Raw genomic sequence first — 25,314 nt, forward strand, 5'->3', positions numbered from 1 at the left:
CTTATTTATTCGCAAACTCAGTCCTCACCGCATCAACAAAACAACGTATCTTGGTCGTTTGCTTACGCGCCGATGGCACCAGTATATGCATTGGGCGAGAGGGTCCGTTGTAATCCGGCAGCACCCGCACCAGACGTCCTTTATCGATTTCCTCTTTAAGCACATCTTCTGGTCCAAGAGTCACACCATAACCCTCAAGTGCAGCATGCATCAGGGCTTTCCAGTCGTTGGAGCGTAAGCGCCCTTCCGGCCTGACCTCTTCAATCTTACCCGCTTTATGAAAGATCCAGCGACAGGGCATCGTGGCAGACCAGTAGCCATAAACCAGGCAGGCGTGGTGTTGCAGTTCTGCCGGTGTCTGGGGCATGCCATGACGCGCAATGTAAGACGGAGCTGCACAGGCAATCAATCGATAGGGTGCCAGCGGCCAGGCTACCATAGCGCTGTCGGCTAACTCCCCAATGCGGATCAAAACCTCCGCTTCTTCCTCCGTGGCATTGATGATTCTGTCACTCAATGTCAGTTCGACCTGTACTTGTGGCCAGGCGGCGAGGTAACGGCTGATAAAAGGCGAGAGTGTGTATGACCCAAAGGTCACCGGGGCATTCACACGGATAATACCGGAAGGCGTGGCCTGCATATTCAACACTACGGCATCCGCCTCCTCCACTTCAGTCAGCACCACGCGGCAACGCTCATAGTAGCGACGGCCGATTTCAGTCAAATGCTGACGTCGCGTGGTACGATTGATTAGTGCGGCACCCAGTCGTGTCTCAAGCGCTGCAATGTGTTTAGCCACCATCTGTGGTGACATCTCCAGTGCATCAGCAACAGCGGCAAATGACCCTAATTCAGCGGCTTTGACGAACACCTTCATCCCGGCCAGTTTGTCCATCATTCCCTCCTGAGAGTTGTTTTTAAAACAACATTAATACGATTTATCTTCTTATGGGAGGGAATCATATTACAACTCACAACAACCCGATGGAGTGAAAAATGAAGACAGGAATTATTGGTGCTGGATTCGTAGGCCGGGCGATCGCCAAATTAGCCATTCAGGCCGGTCATCAGGTCATGCTCAGTAACTCACGCGACCCGCAAACGCTGTTCAGCCTGCGCCCGATGATCGGTTGTGAGATTGGCACAGCACGGGAAGCCGCCAGCTTCGGTGATATCGTCATTATCGCGGTGCCGCTGACCGCCATTGATGCTCTGCCTGCCACTGAGATTGGCAGCAAGCCCGTCCTTGATGCGGTGAATTACTATCGCGAACGCGACGGAGACATCGCCGAATTATCTTCCCGCGCCACCACCACCAGCGAACTGCTGGCCCGTTATCTGCCAGAGGCGCGGATCACCAAAGCCTTCAACGCCATCCCAATGACCCAGTTGGAGAGTGACGGTCAGGCCGCAGCCACATCCGGTCGACGCGCCCTGCCGGTAGCCGGTGACGATGCAGAAGGTAAAGCAATCGCGGTCGCGTTGTACGACGCCTTCGGCTTCGATGCCGTTGATGCCGGACCACTGGCTGAAGGGTGGCGTTTTGAACGCGGCATGCCGTCTTATTGCGTGCGAATGAACAGCAGTGAATTGATTGCCGCACTGGCCCGGGCTGTCAGATTCTGAAGCACAGCGGCGTGATTTATCGCGCATTTTCAGCACGGAAAAACCGCGCGATATATCGCGCCGCTACGCAATGCCGCTTCTGACCATGACATTTACCACAAAACTCGCTACCATCCCGCCATACTTTTGCGGATAAAAATGGTAGCGAAATGAAATTTGTCTCATTTAACATCAATGGCTTGCGTGCACGCCCTCATCAACTTGAAGCGCTGGTGGAACAGCATCAGCCGGACGTGATTGGCTTGCAGGAAACCAAGGTCCATGACGACATGTTCCCGCTTGAAGAGGTCAGCAAACTCGGTTACCACGTCTTTTATCATGGACAAAAAGGCCACTACGGGGTCGCGCTACTGACCAAAGCCGAGCCGGTCGCGGTACATCGCGGCTTCCCGCTTGATGGCGAAGATGCCCAGCGCCGTCTGATTATGGCTGAAATCCCCAGCCCGATTGGTAATATCACGGTGATCAACGGTTACTTCCCGCAGGGTGAAAGCCGCGACCATCCGATCAAATTCCCGGCAAAAGAGAAGTTTTATCAGGATCTGCAAAGCTACCTGCAAACTCACCTGGCAGCAGACAAACCGGTGCTGATTATGGGTGATATGAATATCAGCAGCACCGATCTTGACATCGGCATCGGTGAAGAGAACCGTAAGCGTTGGCTGCGCACCGGTAAATGTTCATTCTTGCCGGAAGAGCGTGAGTGGATGGACCGCCTGCTTAACTGGGGTCTGGTTGATACCTGGCGTGCACAATTCCCGGAAACGACTGACCGTTTCTCATGGTTTGATTACCGCTCCAAAGGCTTTGATGATAACCGCGGTCTGCGTATCGATTTGCTGCTGGCCAGTCAGCCTCTGGCATCGCGTTGTATCGACAGCGGTATTGATTACGACATCCGCAGCATGGAAAAACCGTCGGACCATGCGCCGGTATGGTCAACCTTTAAATTGTGATGACGCTGCGTGGCCTGCTCAGGCCACGCGACTTATTTGATAATTTTCCAAATCAATGGATTAGTACCCATCACTTTCTCATCGCGCGAACATTGCAGCAGCACACCTTCCGCTTTGACTACCGCACCCTCCGAGTAGCTCCGGTTCTCATAGGTACAGCATTGCAGACAATTGCTCTGCTGATTATTTTGCCCCTGCGTCCAGACTTCTGGCGGCATATCCACCACCACGTCGGTGTTACCCGTGCGGCCAGCATCAGGGGTGCGATTCGCCTGTGCCGCGCTGCTCAACAACAGAACGCCACTCAGCAACACCATCAGATATCGCATCACTCGGTCTCCTTCATTTTGCGCCGGGCAGGTTTGCGTGTCCGTTTTTTCTCACTCGCGCCCCCGCTTGCGGCAATGCCACGAAATGCCTGTAGCGATGGCTGCTGACGCGCCTGACCAATCAGGCCAATTAAGGTGCTGACCAGCGGTTGCATAAACTCATCGTAACGACAGGCTTTTTCACTGATGCGGGTTAGCGTCGATTCCCAGTGGGCAGTCATATCAGGCCGTGCCGCCATTTCCGGCAGCGCATGGATCAATGCCCTGCCCGCCTCGGTAGCGTGAATATAGCGGCCCTTTTTCACCAGGAATGTTCGCCGGAACAATAATTCAATAATGCCGGCTCGCGTCGCTTCCGTTCCTAAACCATCGGTCGCACGTAGCACTTTCTTTAGATCTTTATCCTGCACAAAGCGTGCGATGCCGGTCATGGCCGAAAGCAACGTGGCATCAGTGAACGGACGGGGCGGTTGCGTCTGCTTTGCCAATACTTCGCCACGTTCACATAACAGTTCGTCGCCTTTACTGACCACCGGCAATGGCGTGCCGTCGTTCTCTTCATCGCGCTCCTTGCTACCAAGCAACGCTCGCCAGCCCGCTTCCGCCAGGAAACGTGCCTTAGCAACGAATTTGCCGCCTGCAATGTCGAGATCAATGACGCACTTGCGAAACACCGCGTCGGGACAGAACTGCATCAGGTACTGACGCGCAATCAGGCCGTAGATATTGGCTTCATTTTCACTGAGATTCACCTTACTGGCGCGTGCGGTCGGGATGATGGCATGGTGAGCATCGACTTTCTTGTCGTCCCAGCAACGGTTGCGCTGTTCAGGGTTGAAATCAGCCGGTGGTGTCATATCCGGTTGATGGGCCTGAATGGCGTTCAGCACCGCATGACGCCCGGCAAAGTGTTCTTCCGGCAGGTAACGGCAATCTGAACGCGGATAGGTGATCAGCTTGTGGGTTTCATACAACCGCTGGCAGCAATCCAGAACGTTTTGTGCGCTCAGGCCGAAGCGTTTTGCCGCTTCAATCTGCAAACTGGAGAGGGAGAACGGCAGCGGCGCGATTTCTGATTCCCGTTTATCGTTATAGGCGGTGACCAGCGCCGGTTGGCCGTTAATGCGCTCCAGCACATGATCCGCCAGTGGGCGGTGCAGCAAGCGCCCTTCCTCATCCTGCCAGGGTTCGCAGGCATCACTCGGCACCCAACTGGCGACAAAACGCTCATCCTTTGGCGTGACAATATGTGCTTTGACTTCGAAATAGTCCTTCGGGATAAAGTTCTCAATCTCTTCATCGCGTCGTACCACCAGCCCAAGCACCGGCGTCTGTACCCGACCGACCGACAACACACCGTCATAGCCTGCGTTACGCCCTAACAGCGTCCAGGCACGGGTCATGTTGATGCCATACAACCAATCGGCACGGGCGCGTGCCAGCGCCGAGACACACAACGGGATAAACTCACGGTTTTCACGCAGGCGGCTCACTGCGCGTTCCACCGCCTGCGGGTTGAGGTCGTTAATCAGGCAACGTTGTACTTTCTGGCGCTTTTCCGCAGGCAATTGCAGGTAATCAATCACCTCATCCACCAGCAATTGTCCTTCGCGATCCGGGTCACCCGCGTGAACCACTTCGGACGCTTGCGCCAGCAAGCCTTCAATGACTTTAAGTTGTTTCGCCACCGAGGGCCGCGGCTGGAGCCGCCACTTCTCAGGGATAATCGGCAAGTCAGCCAGATTCCAGCGCGCATAACGGCTGTCGTAGCTATCAGGTTGCGCCTGTTCCAGCAAATGCCCGACGCACCAGGTGACAACCTGATCATTACCGCAGGCAATATAACCATCGCCGCGTCGATGGGGTTTAGGCAACACGTCGGCGATGGCACGTCCGAGGCTCGGTTTTTCTGCAATAAACAAACGCATGAATGGCGTCGATCCTTAAACGTCAGTTAACTACGGTAATCAGCGGATGATTGGGTTCGGCGTCATACAATTCGCCAATCGCGGTGGGCGTCACACCGGCCAGCATGGCACAGCGGTGAAAGGCTTCAACTTCAGAAGGCTGTACCGCCACCAGTAAACCACCGGAGGTTTGTGGGTCACACAGTAGCGCACGCGTCGCGTCATCCAACGGCGACACATGGTGACCGTAGCTGGCAAAATTACGACTGGTTCCTCCCGGTACGGCACCGGCAGCGATATACCCGTCCACACCCGGCAGGCGTGGCACCTGGGTCGCGTTCACCTCAGCACGTAAACCGGAACCCTGACAGATTTCACTTAAATGCCCCAACAGACCAAAACCGGTGACATCGGTCATTGCAGTCACTCCGGCGAGCTGGGCAAACTCCGCACCCACCTTATTCAACTGACACATCACTTCCGCCGCCAGCGAGTGATGTTCCGGTCGTAACAGCCCTTTTTTCTCGGCGGTAGTCAGAATACCAATGCCGAGCGGTTTGGTCAGGAACAGCTGGCAGCCAGGCTGGGCTGCGCTATTTTTCTTCACCCGCGCCACATCAACGATGCCCGTTACGGCGAGGCCAAAAATCGGCTCAGGTGAATCGATCGAATGACCGCCCGCCAGCGCAATGCCGGCGGCCTGGCATGCCGCACGACCGCCCTCAACCACCTGCTGCGCGACCTCGGGGCTCAGCACATTCACTGGCCAGCCAAGAATGGCGATCGCCATAATCGGCTTACCGCCCATTGCATAGATATCGCTGATGGCATTGGTGGCAGCGATACGGCCAAAGGTGTGGGGATCGTCAACAATCGGCATAAAGAAGTCGGTGGTGCTGACCACCGCGCTGCCATTGCCCAGGTCATAAACAGCGGCATCATCGCGGGTTTCATTCCCCACCAGCAAATGGGGATCGTGGAAGGCGCTCAGTTCACTATGCAGGATGGTTTCCAGCACCTGGGGTGAGATTTTGCAGCCACAGCCAGCGCCGTGGCTGTATTGGGTCAGGCGAACAGGGTCACTCATGGCGGGTTCCTTATGCACTGGCAGATAGCGCTATGTTAGCCTGGCTGCCAGCCTGAGGTAAGTGGTGCGCAATCACAGCTCGATCAATCGCACACGCGGTGTGCAATATTTGCAACGCCGCTCAGCCTGACGGATAAACCCGCGGGTGTCTGTCAGAAATAACTGACAAATTCCGCCGTGTCAGGGGGCAGAACCGTGGTGCTGGATTTTAACTGCGGCGTACCGAGATACAGAAAACCGACAATCGCATCCTGTTCCCGACAGCCGAAGGCGTCACGCACCTGCGGATGATCGGTCCAGGGACCACTGCGCCAGATGCCATTGAAGCCCTGCGCGGCTGCCGCCATCTGCATCGCCATCACCGCACAGCCTGCGGAAATCAACTGTTCCCAGCGTGGCACTTTAGGATGTTCTTCACAACGTGCGACCACCGTAATGATCATCGGTGCCCGGAACGGCGATGAGCTGGCTTTCTCGATGGCTTTGTCATCCATCGCGCTGGCACGCGCGGCCTGCTCCAGCACCGTGCTCAAGCGCTCACGTCCCTCTTTCTCGACGATGATGAAGCGCCAGGGTTGCAGGGTGCCGTGATCCGGCGCGCGCATACCAGCGCGCAGGATGTTTTCCAGCACCTCACCTGCCGGGGCGGGATCCGCCAGACGTGAGGCTGAACGGCGATTAACTAACAAATCAAGTGCATCCATTATCTTCTCCCTTGGAAAAAAACGTTGTCTAATCCTGGCATACCACGATCTTTTGTAACAGTCTGGCGCGATTTCCTGCTGACTTTTAACACGCTGCTCTTTAGGATGTGGTCGATATCGAGGCGGCTGGCGTGCTGGCTGTCTTCGGCTACGTGAATATGGAGAGTCTATGCGCACATTGTGGCGAATTATTGCTGGCCTGTTCCGCTGGGGCTGGCGGGTGCTGAATTTTATCCGGGAATTTATCCTTAATTTATTTCTGATTGTGTTGATCCTGGCGGGTGTGGGGATCTGGTTACAGGTGAGCGGTTCCGGCAGCAGCGAACCGGTCCAGCAGGGCGCACTGAAAGTCGATCTTACCGGGGTGCTGGTGGACAAACCTTCGGTCAGCAACCGTCTGAGTCGGATTGGCCGTCAGTTGCTGGGTACCAGTAGTGATCGTCTCCAGGAAAACTCGCTGTTTGATGTGGTCGATGCCATTCGTCAGGCAAAAAGTGACAAAAACATCACCGGCATCGTGCTGGATCTGCGTGATTTTGCCGGTGGCGATCAGCCGTCATTGCAATACGTCGGTAAAGCGCTGCGCGAATTCCGTGACAGCGGCAAACCGGTCTACGCAATTGGCGATAGCTACAGCCAGGCACAATATTATCTGGCGAGTTACGCCAACAAAGTTTATCTCTCGCCGCAGGGCACCGTTGATCTGCACGGTTTCGCCACTAACGGCCTGTACTACAAAACCTTGCTCGACAAGCTGAAGGTTAACTCACATGTCTTCCGCGTCGGTACCTATAAATCGGCAGTCGAACCGTTCCTGCGTGACGATATGTCACCAGAAGCACGCGATGCCGATAGCCGCTGGATCGGTCAGCTGTGGCAGAACTATCTGAACACCGTCTCCGCGAACCGTCAGATTACCCCGGAACAGTTGTTCCCGGGTGCCGCAGGTATCATCAGCGGTTTGCAGGCGGTACAGGGTGATACGGCAAAATATGCGCTGAACAACAAGTTGGTCGACGCGCTGGAAAGCCGTGCTTCTGCTGATCAGGAGCTGATCAAAACCTTCGGCTGGGATAAACAGAATAACGATTATCGTAACGTCAGCATTTACGATTACACCGTTAAGCAACCCACGCAGCAGGATGGCAATATCGCCGTGGTGATGGCGAGTGGCGCGATTATGGACGGTGAAGAGACCGCCGGAAACGTCGGTGGCGACACTACCGCTGCACAGATCCGCGATGCGCGTCTCGATCCGAAAATCAAAGCGATCATTCTGCGCGTCAATAGCCCTGGTGGCAGCGTGACCGCGTCAGAAGCCATCCGCGAAGAACTGGCTGCTGCCCATGCGGCAGGTAAACCGGTAGTGGTGTCGATGGGCGGGATGGCCGCGTCTGGTGGCTACTGGATCTCCACCCCGGCGGATTACATTGTGGCTAACCCCAGCACGCTGACCGGTTCGATCGGCATCTTTGGCGTGATCAATACCGTTGAGAACAGCCTGAGCACCATTGGTGTGCATACCGATGGCGTTGCCACCTCGCCGCTGGCTGACGTCGCCACCACCAAAGCGTTACCAACCGAAGTACAGCAACTGATGCAACTGACTATCGAGAATGGCTATCGTAACTTCGTCGGTTTAGTGGCGGCTTCGCGTCATAAAACGCCAGAGCAGATCAATGAGATTGCCCAGGGCCATGTCTGGACCGGCAGCGATGCCAAAGCTAACGGGCTGGTGGATGCGCTGGGCGACTTTGATGATGCCGTCAGCAAAGCCGCTGAACTGGCGAAAATCACCACGCCGCAATTGAGCTGGTATCAGGATGATCCGGGCATGCTGGATCTGCTGCTGAATCAGATGAGCGCGTCTGCCAGCGCCATCATGCCGGAAGCCTTAAAAGTATGGCTGCCTGCGCCAATGTTGGATGTCATGAGCGCAATGAAAAAACAGCCCGGTCTGTTTGATAACCTTAACGATCCGCAAAATCGCTACGCGTTCTGCCTGAACTGTGGCCAGGTAAAATAATCTTTACAGCCCGGCCGCTGGCCGGGCTGCTTTTCCCCGGTAATCCCCTTATACTGCGCGTTTTACGGCAAGTCTGAGTTCATTCATGCAAAAGAAAAATATCTATGTAGCCTACACGGGCGGGACCATTGGTATGCAGCGTTCGGCACACGGCTACATTCCGGTTTCTGGCCATCTGCAACAGCAACTGGCAAATATGCCCGAGTTCCATCGCCCGGAAATGCCCGATTTCACCATCCACGAGTACCAACCGTTGATGGATTCTTCCGATATGACGCCGGAGGACTGGCAGGCCATTGCCGATGATATCAAACAGAATTACGATCAATACGATGGCTTTGTGATTCTGCATGGCACAGACACCATGGCGTTCACCGCTTCGGCCCTCTCCTTTATGCTGGAGAATCTCGCCAAGCCGGTGATTGTGACCGGCTCGCAAATCCCGCTGGCCGAGTTACGCTCAGACGGTCAGCAAAACTTGCTTAACTCATTGTATGTCGCGGCCAATTATCCGATTAATGAAGTCGCGCTATTCTTTAATAACACGTTGTTCCGTGGCAACCGCACCACCAAAGCCCACGCCGATGGTTTTAATGCGTTTGCCTCCCCTAACCTGTCGCCGCTGTTGGAAGCCGGGATCCATATTCGCCGCCTCAATACCCCTCCAGCTCCCAAGGGTACAGGTGACTTGATTGTTCACCCGATCACCCCGCAACCTATTGGTGTGGTGACGATTTATCCGGGGATCTCTGCCGAGGTGGTACGTAACTTCCTGCGTCAGCCGGTGAAAGCCCTGATCCTGCGTTCTTACGGCGTTGGCAATGCACCACAAAACGCGGAGTTTCTGGCTGAACTGCAACAGGCCAGCGAGCGCGGCATTGTGGTGGTCAACCTGACGCAATGCATGTCCGGTAAGGTGAATATGGGGGGTTACGCCACAGGGAATGCGCTGGAGCATGCCGGGGTGATCAGTGGTTTTGATCTCACCGTGGAAGCAACATTAACAAAACTTCACTTTTTACTGAGTCAAAACCTCACCAGCGCGGAAATTCGTGCCAGAATGCAACAGAATTTACGTGGCGAACTGACAGAAGACTGATACGGAGCGAGATGTGATGAAGCGGGCACTGATAATCATCGATATACAGAACGATTTTTGCCCCGGCGGCCCCATGGCCGTACGCGAAGGTGACCTGACCGTTGCCGTTGCGAATCGCTACGCGCGTGAGTTTCGTGCCCGGGGCGAGTGTGTGGTGGCATTGCAGGACTGGCATCCGAATAATCATGGCAGCTTTGCGTCGGTATCGGGTGAGCCGGTTTATACCCTGGGTGAGCTGAACGGGCTGGCGCAGATCTGGTGGCCGGATCATGGCATTCAGGGTTCGGTGGGTGCCGATTTCCACCCTGATCTGGATCGCACGCTGATCGATGCCGTATTCCATAAAGGCGAAGATGTTGACGTTGACAGCTACAGCGCCTTTTTCGATAACGGCCACCGGCGCAAAACTGAGCTGGATAGATGGCTGCGCGAGCGTGACATCAGCCATCTGGTGGTGCTGGGTTTAGCAACCGATTATTGCGTTAAATATAGCGTGCTGGATGCGCTGGAACTGGGTTACCAGGTTGAGGTGGTGGAGGAAGGTTGTCGTGGGGTCAATCTCAACCCTGAAGACAGCGCCATTGCCATCGAGCAAATGCGTAACCAGGGTGCCGTCATTATCTGAAAAAGCAGGGCTGGTTTTACAGCCCTGCTCTTTACTCAGTGCAGGTTGATGCGGGTGATATCCGTCTCAATACCGAACTCTTCTTTCAGTTCTTTTTTCGACTTTGTCACCATCTCACCACCTTTGCTGATGGTCATATGCTGCGGCGCATCGTTATGGCGCGCCTGCCAGAGCATCACCAGTTGCAGGCAATTTTCTTTTTGTTCGGGCGTCAGCGCTACCCCATCAGGCCACTTGCCGGTTTCCACCGCCGTGGCAAGACGCTGGTAAACTTCTGGCGTCATCGCCGCCAACATCGCTTCCAGTTCCTGTTTCATGCTTACCCCTGTTGTTGATTGCCCTGCTCGTCGGTAAAGTTGAGCGAGGCCGAATTCACACAGTAGCGCTCGCCTGTTGGCTGTGGGCCATCCGGGAACACATGCCCCAGATGCGCATCACAGTTGCCACAGCGGATTTCAACCCGGTGCATACCGTGGGAATCATCTTCGAGGTAGCGGATAGCGTCATCACTAACCGGCTGATAGAAACTCGGCCAACCGCAGCCCGAGTCATACTTGGTTTCAGAGAGGAACAGCGGTGCGTTACAAACCAGGCAGTGGTAGATGCCCTCCTGCTTGTTATGCAGCAGGGCTCCTGTAAAAGGGGGTTCGGTTCCGCGATGCTGAGTTACATAGCGCTGCATTTCCGACAGCTGCGCGATTTTTTCCGCGGATGCGGTGTCTTTAGCCATTTTGGGATTCCGGAGTGTCATTCTGAAAAAATCGACTAGTATTCTAACAAATGAATAACATCATCCGGGTCTTTTTTCGTGCGAACACATCCGTCCTGCTGACGACAGCACGAATTTGTGATGCCGATCACCCTTTAGATCCCACATCCCTTTATAGTCGGCGATCGGCAAATCTGGCTTTGGAATAATCCCTGTTGCGCAAGCGTTTGCGCAACGAATAATTCCTGTCATTGGAATTGACCTGTCGCAACAATTGACACGATTCCGCTTGACGCCTGGTAAGGTTTTTGTAATTTTACAGCCAACCTTTTATTCACTAACAAATAGCTGGTGGAATATATGACTATCAAAGTAGGTATCAACGGTTTTGGCCGTATCGGTCGCATCGTTTTCCGTGCTGCGCAGCAGCGTTCTGACATCGAAATCGTCGCGATCAACGACCTGCTGGACGCCGATTACATGGCTTACATGCTGAAGTATGACTCTACGCACGGTCGTTTTGACGGCACCGTAGAAGTTAAAGACGGCGCGCTGATTGTTAACGGTAAAAAAATCCGTGTTACCGCTGAGAAAGACCCGGCTAACCTGAAATGGGACGAAGTGGGTGTTGACGTTGTTGCTGAAGCAACCGGTATCTTCCTGACCGACGAAACCGCACGTAAACACATCGCTGCGGGTGCGAAGAAAGTGGTTCTGACTGGCCCGTCTAAAGATGACACCCCGATGTTTGTTCGTGGTGCTAACTTCGACAAATATGCCGGCCAGGACATCGTTTCTAACGCATCCTGCACCACCAACTGCCTGGCTCCGCTGGCAAAAGTGATCAACGACAAGTTCGGCATCGTTGAAGGTCTGATGACCACTGTTCACGCTACCACCGCGACTCAGAAAACCGTTGATGGCCCGTCTCACAAAGACTGGCGCGGCGGCCGTGGCGCTTCTCAGAACATCATCCCGTCTTCTACCGGTGCTGCTAAAGCAGTAGGTAAAGTTCTGCCAGAGCTGAACGGCAAACTGACCGGTATGGCGTTCCGTGTTCCGACCCCGAACGTATCTGTTGTTGACCTGACTGTTCGTCTGGAAAAAGCGGCTTCTTACAAAGAAATTTGTGCAGCGATCAAAGCCGCTGCTGAAGGCGAAATGAAAGACGTTCTGGGTTATGTTGAAGATGACGTGGTTTCTACCGACTTCAACGGCGAAGTACTGACTTCAGTATTCGATGCCAAAGCAGGTATCGCGCTGAATGACAACTTTGTGAAGCTGGTTTCCTGGTACGATAACGAAACCGGTTACTCCAACAAGGTTCTCGATCTGATTGCTCTGGTTTCTGCTAAATAAGCTAACCAGCACAACAGACAGATCAGACAAGGGGCGACTTAGGTCGCCCTTTTTATTTGGCTAGCTTAAGAGAAGGATTTTGTATGCAAGAGTCGCTTTTTTCGCTACCCGTAGTGCAGCAGATCACCCCTTATCTGTCACAACGTCAGATTGGTGAACTGCCGGTTATTATTGTCAGCCATCCCCGCGTGCGCGCAGCCATTACCTTGCAAGGTGCGCATCTGCTCGCCTGGCAACCCAGTGGACAACAGCCGGTCCTCTGGCTCAGTGAGAAGACGCCTTTTGCTGTCGGCAAGGCGATTCGTGGTGGCGTACCGATCTGCTGGCCGTGGTTTGGCCCGGCGGGTGAACCTGCGCACGGTTTCGCCCGTAATCAATCCTGGACGTTATCCGCGCATGACGAGAATGAAGAAGGCGTCATTCTGACCTTTGCGCTGGAGAGTAACGCACAAACGCTGAAACTGTGGCCGCACGATTTTACTCTGCTCGCTCGCTTCCGTATTGGTGCCCATTGCGAAATTGAGCTGGAAGCACATGGCGACTTCGCCGCAACTGCCGCGCTGCACAGCTACTTCCAGGTGAGCGATATTGCGGAAACTGAGGTCAGCGGTCTGGGTAACAGCTTCGTGGATAAAGTGAATGACAGTGCGGTCGGCACATCCAATGGTAAGCAGACCTATCCGGGTCGAATCGATCGCGTCTTTACCGCGCCCGAAGATTGCAGCGTGATTCATGATAAAGCGGGCAATCGACAGATTGAGGTGTACCATCACTATCAAAGTGACGTTGTCACCTGGAATCCTGGTCCGGAGCTGTCGTGCAGCATGGGAGATATGGCTAACGACGGTTACAAAACTATGGTGTGTGTCGAAACTGCACGCATTAACCAGCCACTGATAAGCGCCGGTGAATCCCCTGCTCGCCTCGCCACAACTTTCCGGGTACGCAATAAAGCCTGATAAAACGGCGCACATGCGCCGTTAGACCACATCCAGCGGCAGTTTAGTCTGCGGTGGTGGGAAGGCCTGATTCAGAATGGCCAATTGTTCACCACTCAACACCACATTAAGCGCTGCCGCATTTTCCTGGACATGCGCCACACTGCTGGCTTTCGGTATGGCGATCACCCCCTCTTTGCGGATCACCCAGGCCAACAGCAATTGCGCTACGCTAATGCCCTGCTGTTGTGCAATCTGCTGCACGCGCGGGTCACTGAAGAGCGTCTGGCGCAGGCGTCCAGCCTGGGCCAACGGGCAATACGCCATGATCGGCACATCACGTAACTGGCATTCCGGCAGTAAATCATACTCAATACCACGGGACGCCAGATGGTAAAGCACCTGATTGGTTAAACAGGCCTCTCCACCCGGCTCTCCCCACAGTTCCTGCATATCCTCGGTGTCAAAGTTGGAGACACCCCAGTGGCGAATCTTGCCCTGCTGTTGCAGTGTCTCCATGGCGCGAATGGTTTCCTCCAGCGGCACATTGCCCCGCCAGTGCAACAAATAAAGATCCAGATAATCAGTCTGTAAACGACGCAAGCTGCGTTCGCAGGCATCTATCGCATCGACTTCTCCCGCATTCCACGGATAGACCTTTGACACCAGCCAGGCTTGATCGCGCCGTCCTTTTAGCGCCTCGCCGACAACCATTTCCGCACCGCCTTCCGCATACATTTCGGCGGTATCAATCAGTTTAAGCCCAAGGTCGAGGCCTGCCTGCAATGCGGCAACTTCCTGCTGATGTGACGCCGGACTCTCCCCCATGTACCAGGTACCCTGGCCAATGGCTGGGATGGGTGCTTCTCCCCTGAACTGAATCATCTTTGTCATAAAACCCCCAAATGAACCATAACGGTGCGCAACCTTGGTGCGCAGCAATAAAAACGCCCCATTTTGGGGCATATCATTGCAACCATCAGAAGCTGTAGCTGATACCTGTCCAAAGCGTCACTTGCCCGCTCTTATTCACCATTGGACTGTCTTTGATGTCACTACCAAATCGGGTATAACGTCCGGAAACTGTCGCGTTCCAGCTTTGGCTGATCTGGTAACTGGCGTTCATTTCCAGGTAGGGAGACCAACTGTCATCCGGTTGATAACGCGCGATACCGGTACGCGCACTTTCCTGTGATGAGACGCCATAGTAGTAGCGGTTTTGATTGGCGCTGTTCCACAAGGCACCAATGCCCGGCGTCAGGCTAAACGCACCAAAATCGAAACGATACAACCAGGTCATATCCCACATCACACCGTTGCTGTTGTTGAGTACATCCCCTAACAGCGCGGTGCGTAAGATGCCCCACTGTGAAATATGGCGATAGCTGGCACCCGCCATCAACGTCATGCGACGCTTGTCGAGTCGCTTCATATCGCTCAGATCATTGTCTTTCGGGTCATACTGCTGTGGCGAACCGAGCACCGTCAACGACAGTTGATCCTGCGGGTCCTTCCACAGGTAGTACCCTCCCTGTAGGCTATGGAACCAGAAGCTGTCGCCTTCATAATTAATCACCGGCACCGGTATATATCGGTCCTGTCCCCCGCGGTAGGGTGATTCGGCGTAAATAACAGAGGCCCCAAGAGATAAGGGATCGGCATACGTGCTGAAAGCCGCAAAATAGCAGGGTGCGAGCAGAGCAAGCGCTTTAAGTTTGAAATGGTTCACAATTTATTCAGTCCATAAATATAACAATCACACGCAGAGTCTAACCAATTTCTCCACAGGGTTTAACTTTTAATGAGGGTTGTTGTTAGCCGCAGCAGAATTGTCTGAAACCATCAATACCGCTGTGATTTGAGAGATCGGTTCCCTGTCCCTTATGAGACTTTGTTATTGATATATCGCTAAATAAGGAGAAGAAACGGAGGAAATTTCTTAAATGCCTTCTACAGTTAAAAGTAAGACGAGACTTTTTGTACGAGCAGAGTAACCATAAGAATTGTGTATCCCGATAAAAAATCGTCAGGTTGGCATAAGGGTTGCTGTACTCAATAGAGAATATCTTCCGGGAGCTGCAAGAGCATCTTAATTACGCTCCTTTACCTGTGCTAAAAACGAAAGGACGGGCATCGCTATGAATATATTCGATCACTATCGTCAGCGTTATGAAGCTGCCAAGGACGAAGAGTTCACACTGCAGGAATTCCTCGCAATTTGTAAGCAGGATCGCAGTGCATACGCCAACGCTGCAGAGCGACTGTTGATGGCCATTGGTGAGCCGGTGATGGTTGATACTGCTCAGGAGCCACGCCTTTCCAGAATATTCTCGAATCGCGTCATTGGACGCTACCCTGCGTTTGAAGAGTTCTATGGCATGGAAGAAGCGATTGAACAAATCGTCTCTTACCTGAAACATGCTGCGCAAGGGCTGGAGGAGAAGAAACAGATTCTTTACCTGCTGGGTCCGGTTGGTGGCGGTAAATCATCCCTGGCTGAACGCCTTAAATCCCTGATGCAGCGCGTACCGATTTACGTGTTAAGCGCTGACGGTGAGCGTAGCCCGGTCAATGACCATCCATTGTGCCTGTTTAACCCACAGGAAGACGCGAACATTCTCGAAAAAGAGTATGGCGTTCCACGTCGGTACCTCGGCACCATTATGTCGCCGTGGGCAGCTAAACGCCTGCACGATTTTGGCGGCGATATTACCCGTTTCAAAGTTGTGAAAGTCTGGCCGTCAATCCTCGAACAGTTGGCGATTGCCAAAACTGAACCGGGTGACGAAAACAACCAGGATATTTCTGCGTTGGTGGGTAAAGTGGATATCCGCAAACTGGAAAACCACGCACAGAACGATCCCGATGCCTACGGTTACTCCGGTGCCCTGTGCCGCGCCAACCAGGGCATCATGGAATTCGTTGAGATGTTCAAAGCACCGATTAAAGTGCTGCATCCCCTGTTGACCGCCACTCAGGAAGGTAACTACAACGGTACGGAAGGTATTTCGGCGCTGCCGTTTAACGGCATCATTCTGGCGCACTCTAACGAATCTGAGTGGGTCACCTTCCGTAACAACAAAAACAACGAGGCGTTCCTTGACCGTGTTTATATCGTCAAAGTGCCTTATTGCCTGCGAGTTTCCGAAGAGATCAAAATCTACGAGAAACTGCTTAATCACAGTGAACTGTCAACCGCGCCATGCGCACCAGGCACACTGGAAACCCTGGCCCGTTTCTCCATCCTGTCGCGTTTGAAAGAGCCGGAAAACTCCAGCATCTACTCAAAAATGCGTGTCTATGATGGTGAAACGCTGAAAGATACTGATCCAAAAGCCAAGTCCTGGCAGGAGTATCACGACTACGCTGGCGTGGATGAGGGAATGAACGGTCTTTCTACCCGTTTTGCCTTCAAAATTTTGTCACGCGTATTCAACTTCGACCATGCGGAAGTGGCCGCCAACCCGGTACACCTGTTCTATGTGCTGGAACAGCAGATTGAACGTGAGCAGTTCCCACAGGAGCAGGCAGAGAAATATCTGGAGCACCTGAAAGGTTACCTGATTCCGAAGTATGCGGAGTTTATCGGCAAAGAGATTCAGACCGCCTATCTGGAGTCCTACTCCGAATACGGCCAGAACATTTTTGACCGTTATGTCACCTACGCCGACTTCTGGATTCAGGATCAGGAGTACCGTGATCCCGATACCGGACAATTGTTTGACCGTGAATCACTGAATGCCGAGCTGGAAAAAATCGAGAAACCTGCCGGGATCAGTAACCCGAAAGATTTCCGCAACGAGATTGTCAACTTTGTGCTGCGCGCCCGTGCGCAGAACAGTGGACGCAATCCGAACTGGACCAGCTACGAAAAACTGCGCACGGTCATCGAGAAGAAAATGTTCTCGAATACCGAAGAGTTGCTGCCGGTGATTTCGTTCAATACCAAAACCTCAACGGACGAACAGAAAAAACACGATGATTTTGTCGACCGCATGATGGAGAAAGGCTATACCCGCAAACAGGTTCGCCTGCTGTGCGAATGGTATCTCCGCGTGCGTAAATCGTCATAATTAGGTTTGTAAGCTAAACGGCGTCCAGACGCCGGAAGAGGAAGGTCGGGCAAGTCCCGACCTGGCTTGCACTGTAGTTTGGGGGAACTTTATGGCCTATTTCATCGATCGGCGTCTGAACGGCAAAAACAAAAGCGCGGTCAACCGGCAACGCTTTCTGCGCCGTTACAAGTCGCAAATCAAGCAGTCGATCTCCGAGGCCATTAATAAGCGTTCGGTTACCGACGTGGAAAGCGGTGAGTCTGTCTCCATTCCGATTGAAGATATCAACGAACCTATCTTCCATCAGGGCCGGGGTGGCAGCCGTCATCGCGTGCATCCCGGTAACGATCACTTTGTGCAGAACGACCGCGTCGAACGCCCACAAGGTGGCGGCGGAGGCGGTGGTGGCGGCCAGGGCAATGCCAGTCAGGATGGTGAAGGCCAGGACGAGTTCGTCTTCCAGATTTCGAAAGATGAATACCTCGATTTGCTGTTCGAGGATCTTGCGCTGCCTAACCTGCGTAAAAATCAGCATCGTCAATTAAATGAATACAAAACCCATCGCGCTGGCTTCACCTCTAACGGGGTACCTGCCAACATTAGCGTGGTGCGTTCGCTACAAAACTCGCTGGCGCGTCGGACCGCCATGACGGCGGGTAAACGCCGCATGCTGCACGAACTGGAAGCCACGCTGACCGAGGTGGAAAAATCCGAACCGGCGCAACTGCTGGAAGAGGAACGACTGCGCAAAGAGATCGCCGAACTGCGTGCCCGTATTGAACGGGTGCCGTTTATCGATACCTTTGACCTGCGTTACAAAAATTTTGAGAAACGTCCCGAGCCTTCCAGTCAGGCGGTGATGTTCTGCCTGATGGACGTTTCAGGTTCGATGGACCAGGCCACCAAAGATATGGCGAAACGTTTTTACATTCTGCTCTACCTGTTCCTGAGCCGAACCTATAAAAACGTCGATGTGGTTTATATCCGTCATCACACTCAGGCGAAAGAGGTAGACGAACAGGAGTTCTTCTACTCACAGGAAACAGGCGGCACCATTGTCTCCAGTGCCCTGAAGCTGATGGATGAGGTGGTAAAAGAGCGTTATGACCCGGCGCAGTGGAACATCTATGCTGCCCAGGCATCGGACGGTGATAACTGGGCGGATGACTCCCCGCTCTGCCATGAGATTCTGGCGAAAAATATCCTGCCGGTGGTGCGTTATTACAGCTATATCGAGATAACTCGCCGCGCACACCAGACCCTGTGGCGTGAGTATGAGCATTTGCAGGTGATGTTTGATAACTTCGCTATTCAGCACATCCGCGAGCCGGAAGATATTTACCCGGTATTTAGGGAGCTTTTCCACAAACAAGTGGCAGAATCCTGATAAAAGCAGCCGGTCACTGACCGGCTTTTTACTCTCTGCTTTCCGCTAAAACCCTCTGCACCATACAGATTTTGTTGGCAAATTTAACTACAGATGCCTCAACACCTGCCGATATAAAAAAATATGTTATTTTCCGCTGACAAGCTATTGATAAGGCATTATCTTTTGTCTTTGTTCGCGTGAAGCTTACGCACTACACCTGGATCACCACCCGCCGCAGGAGAACGCCGTTGAATGCCAGCATGGTTTACAGTTTATTCATTATTGGTTCAGTGCTGGTTGCAGCAAGCATTCTGCTAAGCTCCTTTTCCTCGCGCCTGGGCATACCGATTTTGGTGATCTTCCTCGCGCTCGGGATGCTAACCGGGGTCGATGGTATCGGCGGTATCGCTTTTGATAACTATCCGGTGGCCTACCTGGTATCCAACCTGGCGCTGGCAATTATCCTGCTTGACGGCGGTATGCGCACCAAGGCCAGCTCATTCAAAGTGGCGCTTGGCCCGGCGTTGTCGCTGGCAACGGTTGGGGTGATGATCACCGCCGGTCTGACCGGTCTGGCCGCCGCCTGGCTGTTCCACCTCGATTTGATGCAGGGTTTTCTGATTGGCGCCATTATCGGCTCCACCGATGCTGCTGCGGTGTTCTCTCTGCTCGGCGATAAAGGGTTAAACGAACGTGTCAGCGCAACGTTGGAAATCGAATCCGGCAGCAATGACCCGATGGCGGTGTTTCTGACCATCACCCTGATCGACATGATTCAACAGGGACAAACGGGGCTGAGTTGGATGTTTATCGTGCATCTGGTGCAGCAATTCGGTCTGGGCATCGTGCTGGGGCTGGGCGGTGGCTGGGCATTGCAGCAACTGATTAACCGCATCAATCTGGCACAGGGACTTTATCCCCTGCTGGCATTGAGTGGCGGTATCATCGTGTTTGCCCTGACCACGGTGATGGAAGGTAGCGGCATTTTGGCGGTGTATCTATGTGGTTTCCTGTTGGGTAACAGCCCCATTCGCAACCGTCATGGCATTCTGCAAACCTTCGATGGTATGGCATGGTTGAGCCAGATTGGCATGTTCATTGTGCTGGGTCTGCTGGTGACGCCATCCGATTTGTGGCATATCGCCATTCCGGCGATGCTACTGTCGCTGTGGCTGATTCTGGTGGCGCGTCCGTTGTCGATTCTGGTCGGCCTGTTGCCATTTAAGGGCTTTACCGGACGTGAACGCATTTTTATTAGTTGGGTTGGATTACGCGGTGCGGTGCCGATCATCCTGGCGGTGTTCCCGATGATGGCCGGGCTGGAGAACTCATCGCTGTACTTTAATATCGCCTTCTTTGTGGTGCTGGTATCGCTGATGTTGCAGGGGACGTCACTGGGTTTCGCCGCGCGAAAAGCCAAAGTGGTGGTTCCACCGACGGCCTCACCAATCAGCCGGGTTGGGCTGGATATTCATCCTGAGAACCCGTGGGAGCAGTTCGTGTATCAGCTGAGCGCCGATAAATGGTGTATTGGTGCCGCCCTGCGAGATTTACAAATGCCGCGCGAAACCCGCATCGCGGCGTTATTCCGTGACAACGTCTTGATGCATCCCAACGGCAGCACGCGCCTGAAGGAAGGTGACGTGTTATGCGTGATTGGTCGCGAGCGCGATCTCCCTGCCCTCGGCAAGATGTTCAGCCAGTCACCGCCGGTGGCGCTCGACCAACGTTTCTTTGGTGACTTTATCCTGGATGCTGACGCCCGGTTGCGCGATGTGGCGCAAATTTACGGGTTGGATCTCGATGAAGAAACCAACGATCAACAATCCCTGGGGCAGTTGGTGATGTCGTTGCTGGGCAGCACGCCGGTGGTCGGTGACCAGGTTGAATGGAACCAGCTTACCTGGACGGTGGCGGAGAAAGAGGACAACCATATCCTGAAAATTGGTGTGCGACCGACAGAAGAGAAGGAATAATCCGAGCGCATTCGATTAGTAAAGCCCGCTGGACCGACTATGATCACTATTCCACCCTGCTGAAACGGGAGAATACGATGGGACATGTGGTTAAGATTGGTCGTTACGAGATCATCGATGCGGAATTGAACGCGGGAAAGCTCGAAACCGTCAGCATTCCCTGCCTCACCAATCCCGGCCTGAGTTATCAGCTCGACGGCTGGGATCATGAAACCAGTGTACCGGCGTGGATTGACGGCCAACCCGTCGATTTGGAGATCGGACACTACGACAAACAGCAAGACCGTTGGGTATTAAAGAAACCCGCCTGAGTTAATTTATTACCGCCATGCAGCTCATATGGCGGTTATTCCTAAAAGCAGTCTTAAAATCAAGCGCTACATCTGATGTTTTTTTGATTTTATCCACTCTATTCAATGCGTTACATAGGCATTTCCGCAGGCAATTCTTTTCTTTTCAGACTATGTCCATATTAACGCCATCAAATATCTCCTGCATACTCATAAACGTTGCTGCATTATTTTGTGACGAAAATCACGCCACAAACGGTCCTTATCGTGCAGCGCTTATGGCAACGCTGATTTATATCTCGCTGAAATAACAAGCCTTCTTCTTTCGGCGGTCCACACCTGAGCGCGTACTTGATTCTGGTCAGGCCATCTTTTACTTAAGAAAAGAGAGCAGGTTTTATGGCAAGTACATTGGTAATAAACAATGCAGCCCGCTCATGGAGCGGCTTGCGAAAAAACATTATTGCGAAAATAGCCCTAAGCATTTCTGATTTAATTGCACTGAATCTGGCACTTTTTTTATCCGCCGCCACCATCCAGGGGATTTGGGGAGAACTGGACACCTTTATTCCTCCGCATCAAATTGAATATCGCTTCGTTGCGCAGTTAGGCCTTTCACTACTTTGCACTTTATGGTTTTGGGTGCGCCTCCGTCATTACACCTACCGCAAGCCTTTCTGGTTTGAACTGAAAGAGATCGTCAAAACCCTCTTCGTTTTCTCCCTACTCGACCTGGCGCTGATTGCCTTCTCGAAATGGGACTTCTCGCGCATGGTGTGGGTGTTTAGCTGGAGCTATGCCCTGCTGCTGCTGCCGCTGATGCGTGCCGGAGTGAAGCGAGCCATTAATCGCGCCGGTCAATGGCAAAAAGAAACCATTATTATCGGTTCCGGTAAAAATGCGCTGGAAGCCTATGCAGCCCTGCAAAGTGAAGAGATTCTTGGCTATAACGTGCAGGCGTTTATTGCCCTTGATAGCGACAAGCACCCGGAGCATGTCAATGGCGTGCCAGTGATTACCTGGGAAGATATTAACTGGCAAACCATGGATCGTGATAACACCCAATTTATTGTCGCCACTGAGTTCGAACAGCAGGTGGTGCGGGATAAATGGTTGAAGTTCCTTTCCAAAATGCAATGCCGTTCGGTTTCCGTTATCCCGACACTGCGCGGTGTGCCGCTGTACGGCACGGATATGTCGTTTATCTTCAGTCATGAAGTGATGATCCTGCGCGTCAGCAACAACCTGGCAAAACGTTCTTCGCGCTTCCTTAAGCGTAGCTTCGACATTATCGTCGCTTCATTGCTGTTGCTGTTCCTCGCCCCGGTATTTGCGCTGCTGTGCTGGATGGTGAAACGTGACGGCGGCAACGCCATCTATGGTCATGAGCGCGTCGGTTTCGAAGGCAAGAAGTTTCACTGTCTGAAATTCCGTTCGATGGTGACCAATTCACAGGAAGTGCTGCAAACCCTGCTGGCGACCAGTGAGGAAGCGCGAGCCGAATGGGACCGCGACTTTAAGCTGAAAAACGATCCGCGCATCACCAAAATCGGGGGCTTCCTGCGTAAAACCAGCCTCGATGAATTACCTCAGCTATGGAACGTGATCCGCGGTGAAATGAGTCTGGTGGGACCACGACCGGTGATTGAGGCCGAACTGGAGCGTTATGCCGGAGATGTGGACTACTACCTGATGGCGAAACCAGGCATGACCGGGTTATGGCAGGTGAGCGGCCGTAACGATATCGACTACGATACCCGCGTCTATTTTGACTCCTGGTACGTGAAGAACTGGGCGTTATGGACAGACATCGCCATCCTGTTCAAAACCGCTGGTGTGGTTCTGCGCCGCGACGGTGCCTACTGATACCCTCGACGCGATGTCTGTTGCAGTCTGGCAGACATCGCTTTTTTAATCCTTTCCTTTTGCCCTCTGAATCATTACCCTTCCCGCTCGATTAACAGGATGTTTCTGGTTTGTGATGCAAAAATTTACCCTGCTGCTTTTAAGCCTGGTGCTGCTGGCACCGCTCGGCATTGATCTCTACCTGCCAACGCTACCGCAAATTGCCGAGGGGCTAAACAGCCCGGTGAGTCTGATTCAGACCACCATCCCACTGTTTTTACTGGTAATGGGGATCGGTCAACTGGTCACCGGGCCATTGGTCGATAACTTTGGCCGTAAACCCATCGCCTTGATCGGGCTGGCGCTCTACATCATCGGTAGCGCCGTAGCGGCCACCGCCAGCGTCTGGCCGATATTTATGCTGGCACGCTTAATTCAGGGCTGCGCGGTATGTTGCACCGCGGTGGTGGCCTTCAGCGGCGTACGCGACCGACTGAGCGGTGATGCCGCTGCTCGCGCTTACGGCTTTCTCAATGGCGCACTGAATATCGTCCCCGCACTGGCACCGTTGCTGGGTGGCCTGTTAGCCGATGCCTGGGGCTGGCGTGCTCCCTTCTGGTTCCTGTCGGCCTATGCCGTGGTGATCACTGCGGTGGTGCTGCTGTGGCTGCCAGAAACCCGCCCGGCCAATACCCTGCGTGTCTCAGGATTACCGCTGGGACAATATCTCGCCATCGCGCGGGAGCCACGTTTTCTGGCATTCGCCTTTGCCAATGCAGGCGCACTCGGCATGGTGCTGACCTATGTGTCGCTGGCCCCTCATGTACTGATGACTGAAGGCGGTCTGACACCACTCCAGTTCTCTTTTGCCTTTGGTGCCAATGGGTTCTGGATCATGCTGGTGAGTGCTTTTGTGAATAAAACCATTCGCAAAGCCGGCCGGCCATTTTGTCTGGCGATGGGTTTTGTCGCTATGTTAGTCGGTGCGCTGCTGCTCACCGGCGGAATGGCGATGTTACCTGCGGCCTGGCAAACGCACTGGGCGTTGTACATGATCCCGGTCGCCATCTCCGTCGCCGGACTGGCTTTTACCGTTGGCCCGGCCACCAGCTATGCACTGGAACCGTACCAACAGCAGGCGGGGGTTGCTGCGGCATTACAGGGATTTATTCAGATGGCCTGTGGTGCAGGCGGCAGCCTGTTGGTGGTGGCCTTACCGCTGGCGGAGAAATCCGCGCTGGCACTGATGATGCTGGTAGGTGCAGCGCTGGCGCTTATCGCCTGGCGCTGCAGTAAACGTATGCACGGTTCACTCACCGCGGTTAAATGATTTCCACCGGAACGCGTGGTGCCAGGGCGCACATCAACTCGTAGCCCACCGTTCCGGCAGCTTTTGCCACGTCATCGATTTTCACCTGCTCGCCCCACAGTTCCACTTTCGAACCAATTCCGGCCTGCGGGCAAGGTTCGAGATCAATCATAATCATATCCATCGAAATCGCGCCGACGGTTCGCGTCATCACCCCATTGACACTTACCGGTGTCCCGGTCGGCGCATGGCGCGGATAACCATCGGCGTAACCGCAGGCCACCACACCGATACGCTGAGCGGCAGATGCGTGATAGCGATAACCGTAGCCCACACCATCACCCGCCTGTAATTGTTGAATACCAATGATTTCGCTGGTCAGGGTCATCACCGGTTTAAGACCGGTGCTGGCGATATCCTGCCAGTTACCGCTCGGCGAAGCACCGTACAATACAATGCCGGGACGGACCCAGTCGAAATGCGCCTCCGGGTGCCACAACGTAGCCGCCGAATTCGACAGCGAGCGTGGGCAGTTCAGCCCTTCAGCCGCCAGTTCAATGCGTTTCATCGGCTCGATAATTCCCTGCGGATTCTCGGCATCAGCGAAGTGTGCCATCAACGTCATGTCGCCGACATTGGGTAACGCCCGCAACGCCTGCCAGGCGGCATTCACCTGCTCAGGACGGAAGCCGAGGCGATTCATACCGCTGTTAACCTTCACGTAGATATCGATCGGCGCAGAGAGTTGCTCCTGCGCCAGCGCCTGAATCTGCCAGTTGCTGTGCACGCTGGTCGTCAGGCGATAGCGGTCGATCAGTTGCAGATCTTCTGCATGGAAAAAACCTTCCAGCAGCAGAATCGGTTTTTTCCACCCCTGTTCACGCAGCAGGATGGCTTCTTCCATGTTCAGTAACGCGAAACCGTCGGTTTCGGCCAGGCTCTGCCAGACGCGGCGGATACCGTGCCCATAAGCGTTAGCCTTTACCACGGACCAGACGCGTGATGCGGGTGCCGCCTGACGAACGACGGTGAGATTATGTCGCAGCGCCTGTTGATTAATGGTGGCGACAATCGGACGTGACATGCTCTTGCTCTCCCTGAATGC

At 53.8% G+C, this 25,314-nt stretch carries 23 protein-coding genes; 13 read left to right on the forward strand and 10 right to left on the reverse strand.

Annotation, left to right across the window (positions count from 1 at the left end):
* Position 1: 1 nt before the first annotated feature.
* Positions 2–895 carry a LysR family transcriptional regulator gene (locus AC6I8R_RS10995; protein ID WP_415174555.1) on the reverse strand — a complete coding sequence of 298 codons (894 nt, stop codon included), beginning with the start codon at positions 893–895 and terminating at the stop codon, positions 2–4.
* Positions 896–996: 101 nt separating this feature from the next.
* On the opposite strand from AC6I8R_RS10995, the gene AC6I8R_RS11000 reads away from it, so the two are divergent.
* The gene (locus tag AC6I8R_RS11000; RefSeq protein ID WP_021183050.1) at positions 997–1,626 is read left to right on the forward strand and encodes an NADPH-dependent F420 reductase; all 630 of its coding nucleotides are present in this window, start codon (positions 997–999) and stop codon (positions 1,624–1,626) included.
* Positions 1,627–1,775: 149 nt separating this feature from the next.
* On the forward strand, positions 1,776–2,582 hold the full coding sequence (gene xthA, locus AC6I8R_RS11005) for an exodeoxyribonuclease III (RefSeq protein WP_415174538.1): 807 nt from the start codon (positions 1,776–1,778) through the stop codon (positions 2,580–2,582).
* 32 nt (positions 2,583–2,614) lie between these two features.
* Here the strand turns inward: xthA and AC6I8R_RS11010 are convergent, their stop codons facing one another.
* From AC6I8R_RS11010 to AC6I8R_RS11025, 4 genes are all read right to left on the reverse strand, one after another.
* Positions 2,615–2,911: a YnjH family protein gene (locus AC6I8R_RS11010; protein WP_415174554.1), complete on the reverse strand. Its 297-nt coding sequence runs from the start codon at positions 2,909–2,911 to the stop codon at positions 2,615–2,617.
* The gene (locus tag AC6I8R_RS11015; protein ID WP_415174537.1) at positions 2,911–4,839 is read right to left on the reverse strand and encodes a DNA topoisomerase III; all 1,929 of its coding nucleotides are present in this window, start codon (positions 4,837–4,839) and stop codon (positions 2,911–2,913) included. The genes AC6I8R_RS11010 and AC6I8R_RS11015 overlap by 1 nt, the downstream gene beginning before the upstream one ends.
* Before the next feature lie 22 nt (positions 4,840–4,861).
* Positions 4,862–5,905, reverse strand: a complete 1,044-nt coding sequence (selD, locus tag AC6I8R_RS11020) for a selenide, water dikinase SelD (protein ID WP_415174536.1) — start codon at positions 5,903–5,905, stop codon at positions 4,862–4,864.
* Between the two features lie 152 nt (positions 5,906–6,057).
* Positions 6,058–6,609, reverse strand: coding sequence for an NAD(P)H nitroreductase (locus AC6I8R_RS11025; RefSeq protein WP_415174535.1), 552 nt, complete (start codon positions 6,607–6,609; stop codon positions 6,058–6,060).
* Between the two features lie 169 nt (positions 6,610–6,778).
* On the opposite strand from AC6I8R_RS11025, the gene sppA reads away from it, so the two are divergent.
* The 3 genes from sppA (at position 6,779) to pncA (ending at position 10,359) form a co-directional block, all read left to right on the forward strand.
* Positions 6,779–8,635 (forward strand): signal peptide peptidase SppA, encoded by a 1,857-nt coding sequence (gene sppA, locus AC6I8R_RS11030; protein ID WP_021183044.1) that lies wholly within the window; start codon positions 6,779–6,781, stop codon positions 8,633–8,635.
* A gap of 85 nt (positions 8,636–8,720) precedes the next feature.
* Entirely contained in the window at positions 8,721–9,734 is a 1,014-nt protein-coding gene (gene ansA, locus AC6I8R_RS11035; protein ID WP_036625011.1) for an asparaginase, read from the forward strand.
* A gap of 16 nt (positions 9,735–9,750) precedes the next feature.
* Positions 9,751–10,359 (forward strand): bifunctional nicotinamidase/pyrazinamidase, encoded by a 609-nt coding sequence (gene pncA, locus AC6I8R_RS11040; protein WP_415174553.1) that lies wholly within the window; start codon positions 9,751–9,753, stop codon positions 10,357–10,359.
* Between the two features lie 35 nt (positions 10,360–10,394).
* On the opposite strand, the gene AC6I8R_RS11045 is transcribed toward pncA, so the two are convergent.
* On the reverse strand, positions 10,395–10,676 hold the full coding sequence (locus AC6I8R_RS11045; protein WP_021183041.1) for a YeaC family protein: 282 nt from the start codon (positions 10,674–10,676) through the stop codon (positions 10,395–10,397).
* Between the two features lie 2 nt (positions 10,677–10,678).
* Complete coding sequence (gene msrB, locus AC6I8R_RS11050; protein WP_208723541.1) at positions 10,679–11,089, reverse strand: peptide-methionine (R)-S-oxide reductase MsrB; 411 nt, start codon at positions 11,087–11,089, stop codon at positions 10,679–10,681.
* Positions 11,090–11,428: 339 nt separating this feature from the next.
* Between msrB and gapA the strand changes: the two genes are divergently transcribed.
* Both gapA and AC6I8R_RS11060 read left to right on the forward strand, forming a co-directional pair.
* Positions 11,429–12,427 (forward strand): glyceraldehyde-3-phosphate dehydrogenase, encoded by a 999-nt coding sequence (gene gapA / locus AC6I8R_RS11055; RefSeq protein WP_021183039.1) that lies wholly within the window; start codon positions 11,429–11,431, stop codon positions 12,425–12,427.
* Positions 12,428–12,510: 83 nt separating this feature from the next.
* Positions 12,511–13,386, forward strand: coding sequence for a D-hexose-6-phosphate mutarotase (locus AC6I8R_RS11060; protein WP_497832250.1), 876 nt, complete (start codon positions 12,511–12,513; stop codon positions 13,384–13,386).
* 21 nt (positions 13,387–13,407) lie between these two features.
* On the opposite strand, the gene AC6I8R_RS11065 is transcribed toward AC6I8R_RS11060, so the two are convergent.
* Together AC6I8R_RS11065 and AC6I8R_RS11070 are read right to left on the reverse strand one after the other, a co-directional pair.
* Positions 13,408–14,259, reverse strand: coding sequence for an aldo/keto reductase (locus tag AC6I8R_RS11065; RefSeq protein ID WP_415174532.1), 852 nt, complete (start codon positions 14,257–14,259; stop codon positions 13,408–13,410).
* Between the two features lie 85 nt (positions 14,260–14,344).
* Positions 14,345–15,094 (reverse strand): MipA/OmpV family protein, encoded by a 750-nt coding sequence (locus AC6I8R_RS11070; protein WP_036625007.1) that lies wholly within the window; start codon positions 15,092–15,094, stop codon positions 14,345–14,347.
* Positions 15,095–15,503: 409 nt separating this feature from the next.
* Between AC6I8R_RS11070 and yeaG the strand changes: the two genes are divergently transcribed.
* From yeaG to AC6I8R_RS11100, 6 genes are all read left to right on the forward strand, one after another.
* Positions 15,504–17,438: a protein kinase YeaG gene (yeaG, locus tag AC6I8R_RS11075; RefSeq protein ID WP_021183035.1), complete on the forward strand. Its 1,935-nt coding sequence runs from the start codon at positions 15,504–15,506 to the stop codon at positions 17,436–17,438.
* 91 nt (positions 17,439–17,529) lie between these two features.
* Entirely contained in the window at positions 17,530–18,807 is a 1,278-nt protein-coding gene (locus tag AC6I8R_RS11080) for a YeaH/YhbH family protein (protein ID WP_021183034.1), read from the forward strand.
* 230 nt (positions 18,808–19,037) lie between these two features.
* A complete protein-coding gene (locus AC6I8R_RS11085) occupies positions 19,038–20,765 on the forward strand; it encodes a potassium/proton antiporter (RefSeq protein WP_208723545.1) in 1,728 nt (575 codons plus the stop codon).
* A 77-nt stretch (positions 20,766–20,842) separates the two neighbouring features.
* On the forward strand, positions 20,843–21,076 hold the full coding sequence (locus AC6I8R_RS11090; protein WP_021183032.1) for a DUF1480 family protein: 234 nt from the start codon (positions 20,843–20,845) through the stop codon (positions 21,074–21,076).
* A 378-nt stretch (positions 21,077–21,454) separates the two neighbouring features.
* Positions 21,455–22,921, forward strand: a complete 1,467-nt coding sequence (gene wbaP / locus AC6I8R_RS11095) for an undecaprenyl-phosphate galactose phosphotransferase WbaP (RefSeq protein WP_415174531.1) — start codon at positions 21,455–21,457, stop codon at positions 22,919–22,921.
* Positions 22,922–23,036: 115 nt separating this feature from the next.
* Entirely contained in the window at positions 23,037–24,230 is a 1,194-nt protein-coding gene (locus AC6I8R_RS11100; RefSeq protein WP_497832753.1) for a multidrug effflux MFS transporter, read from the forward strand.
* Here AC6I8R_RS11100 and dadX read toward each other — a convergent pair.
* On the reverse strand, positions 24,223–25,293 hold the full coding sequence (gene dadX, locus AC6I8R_RS11105; RefSeq protein ID WP_415174530.1) for a catabolic alanine racemase DadX: 1,071 nt from the start codon (positions 25,291–25,293) through the stop codon (positions 24,223–24,225). The two genes, AC6I8R_RS11100 and dadX, sit on opposite strands and share 8 nt — an antisense overlap.
* Positions 25,294–25,314: the final 21 nt, after the last annotated feature.

This window comes from Pantoea sp. X-Soil-OKNW-713 (genome assembly GCF_059730685.1).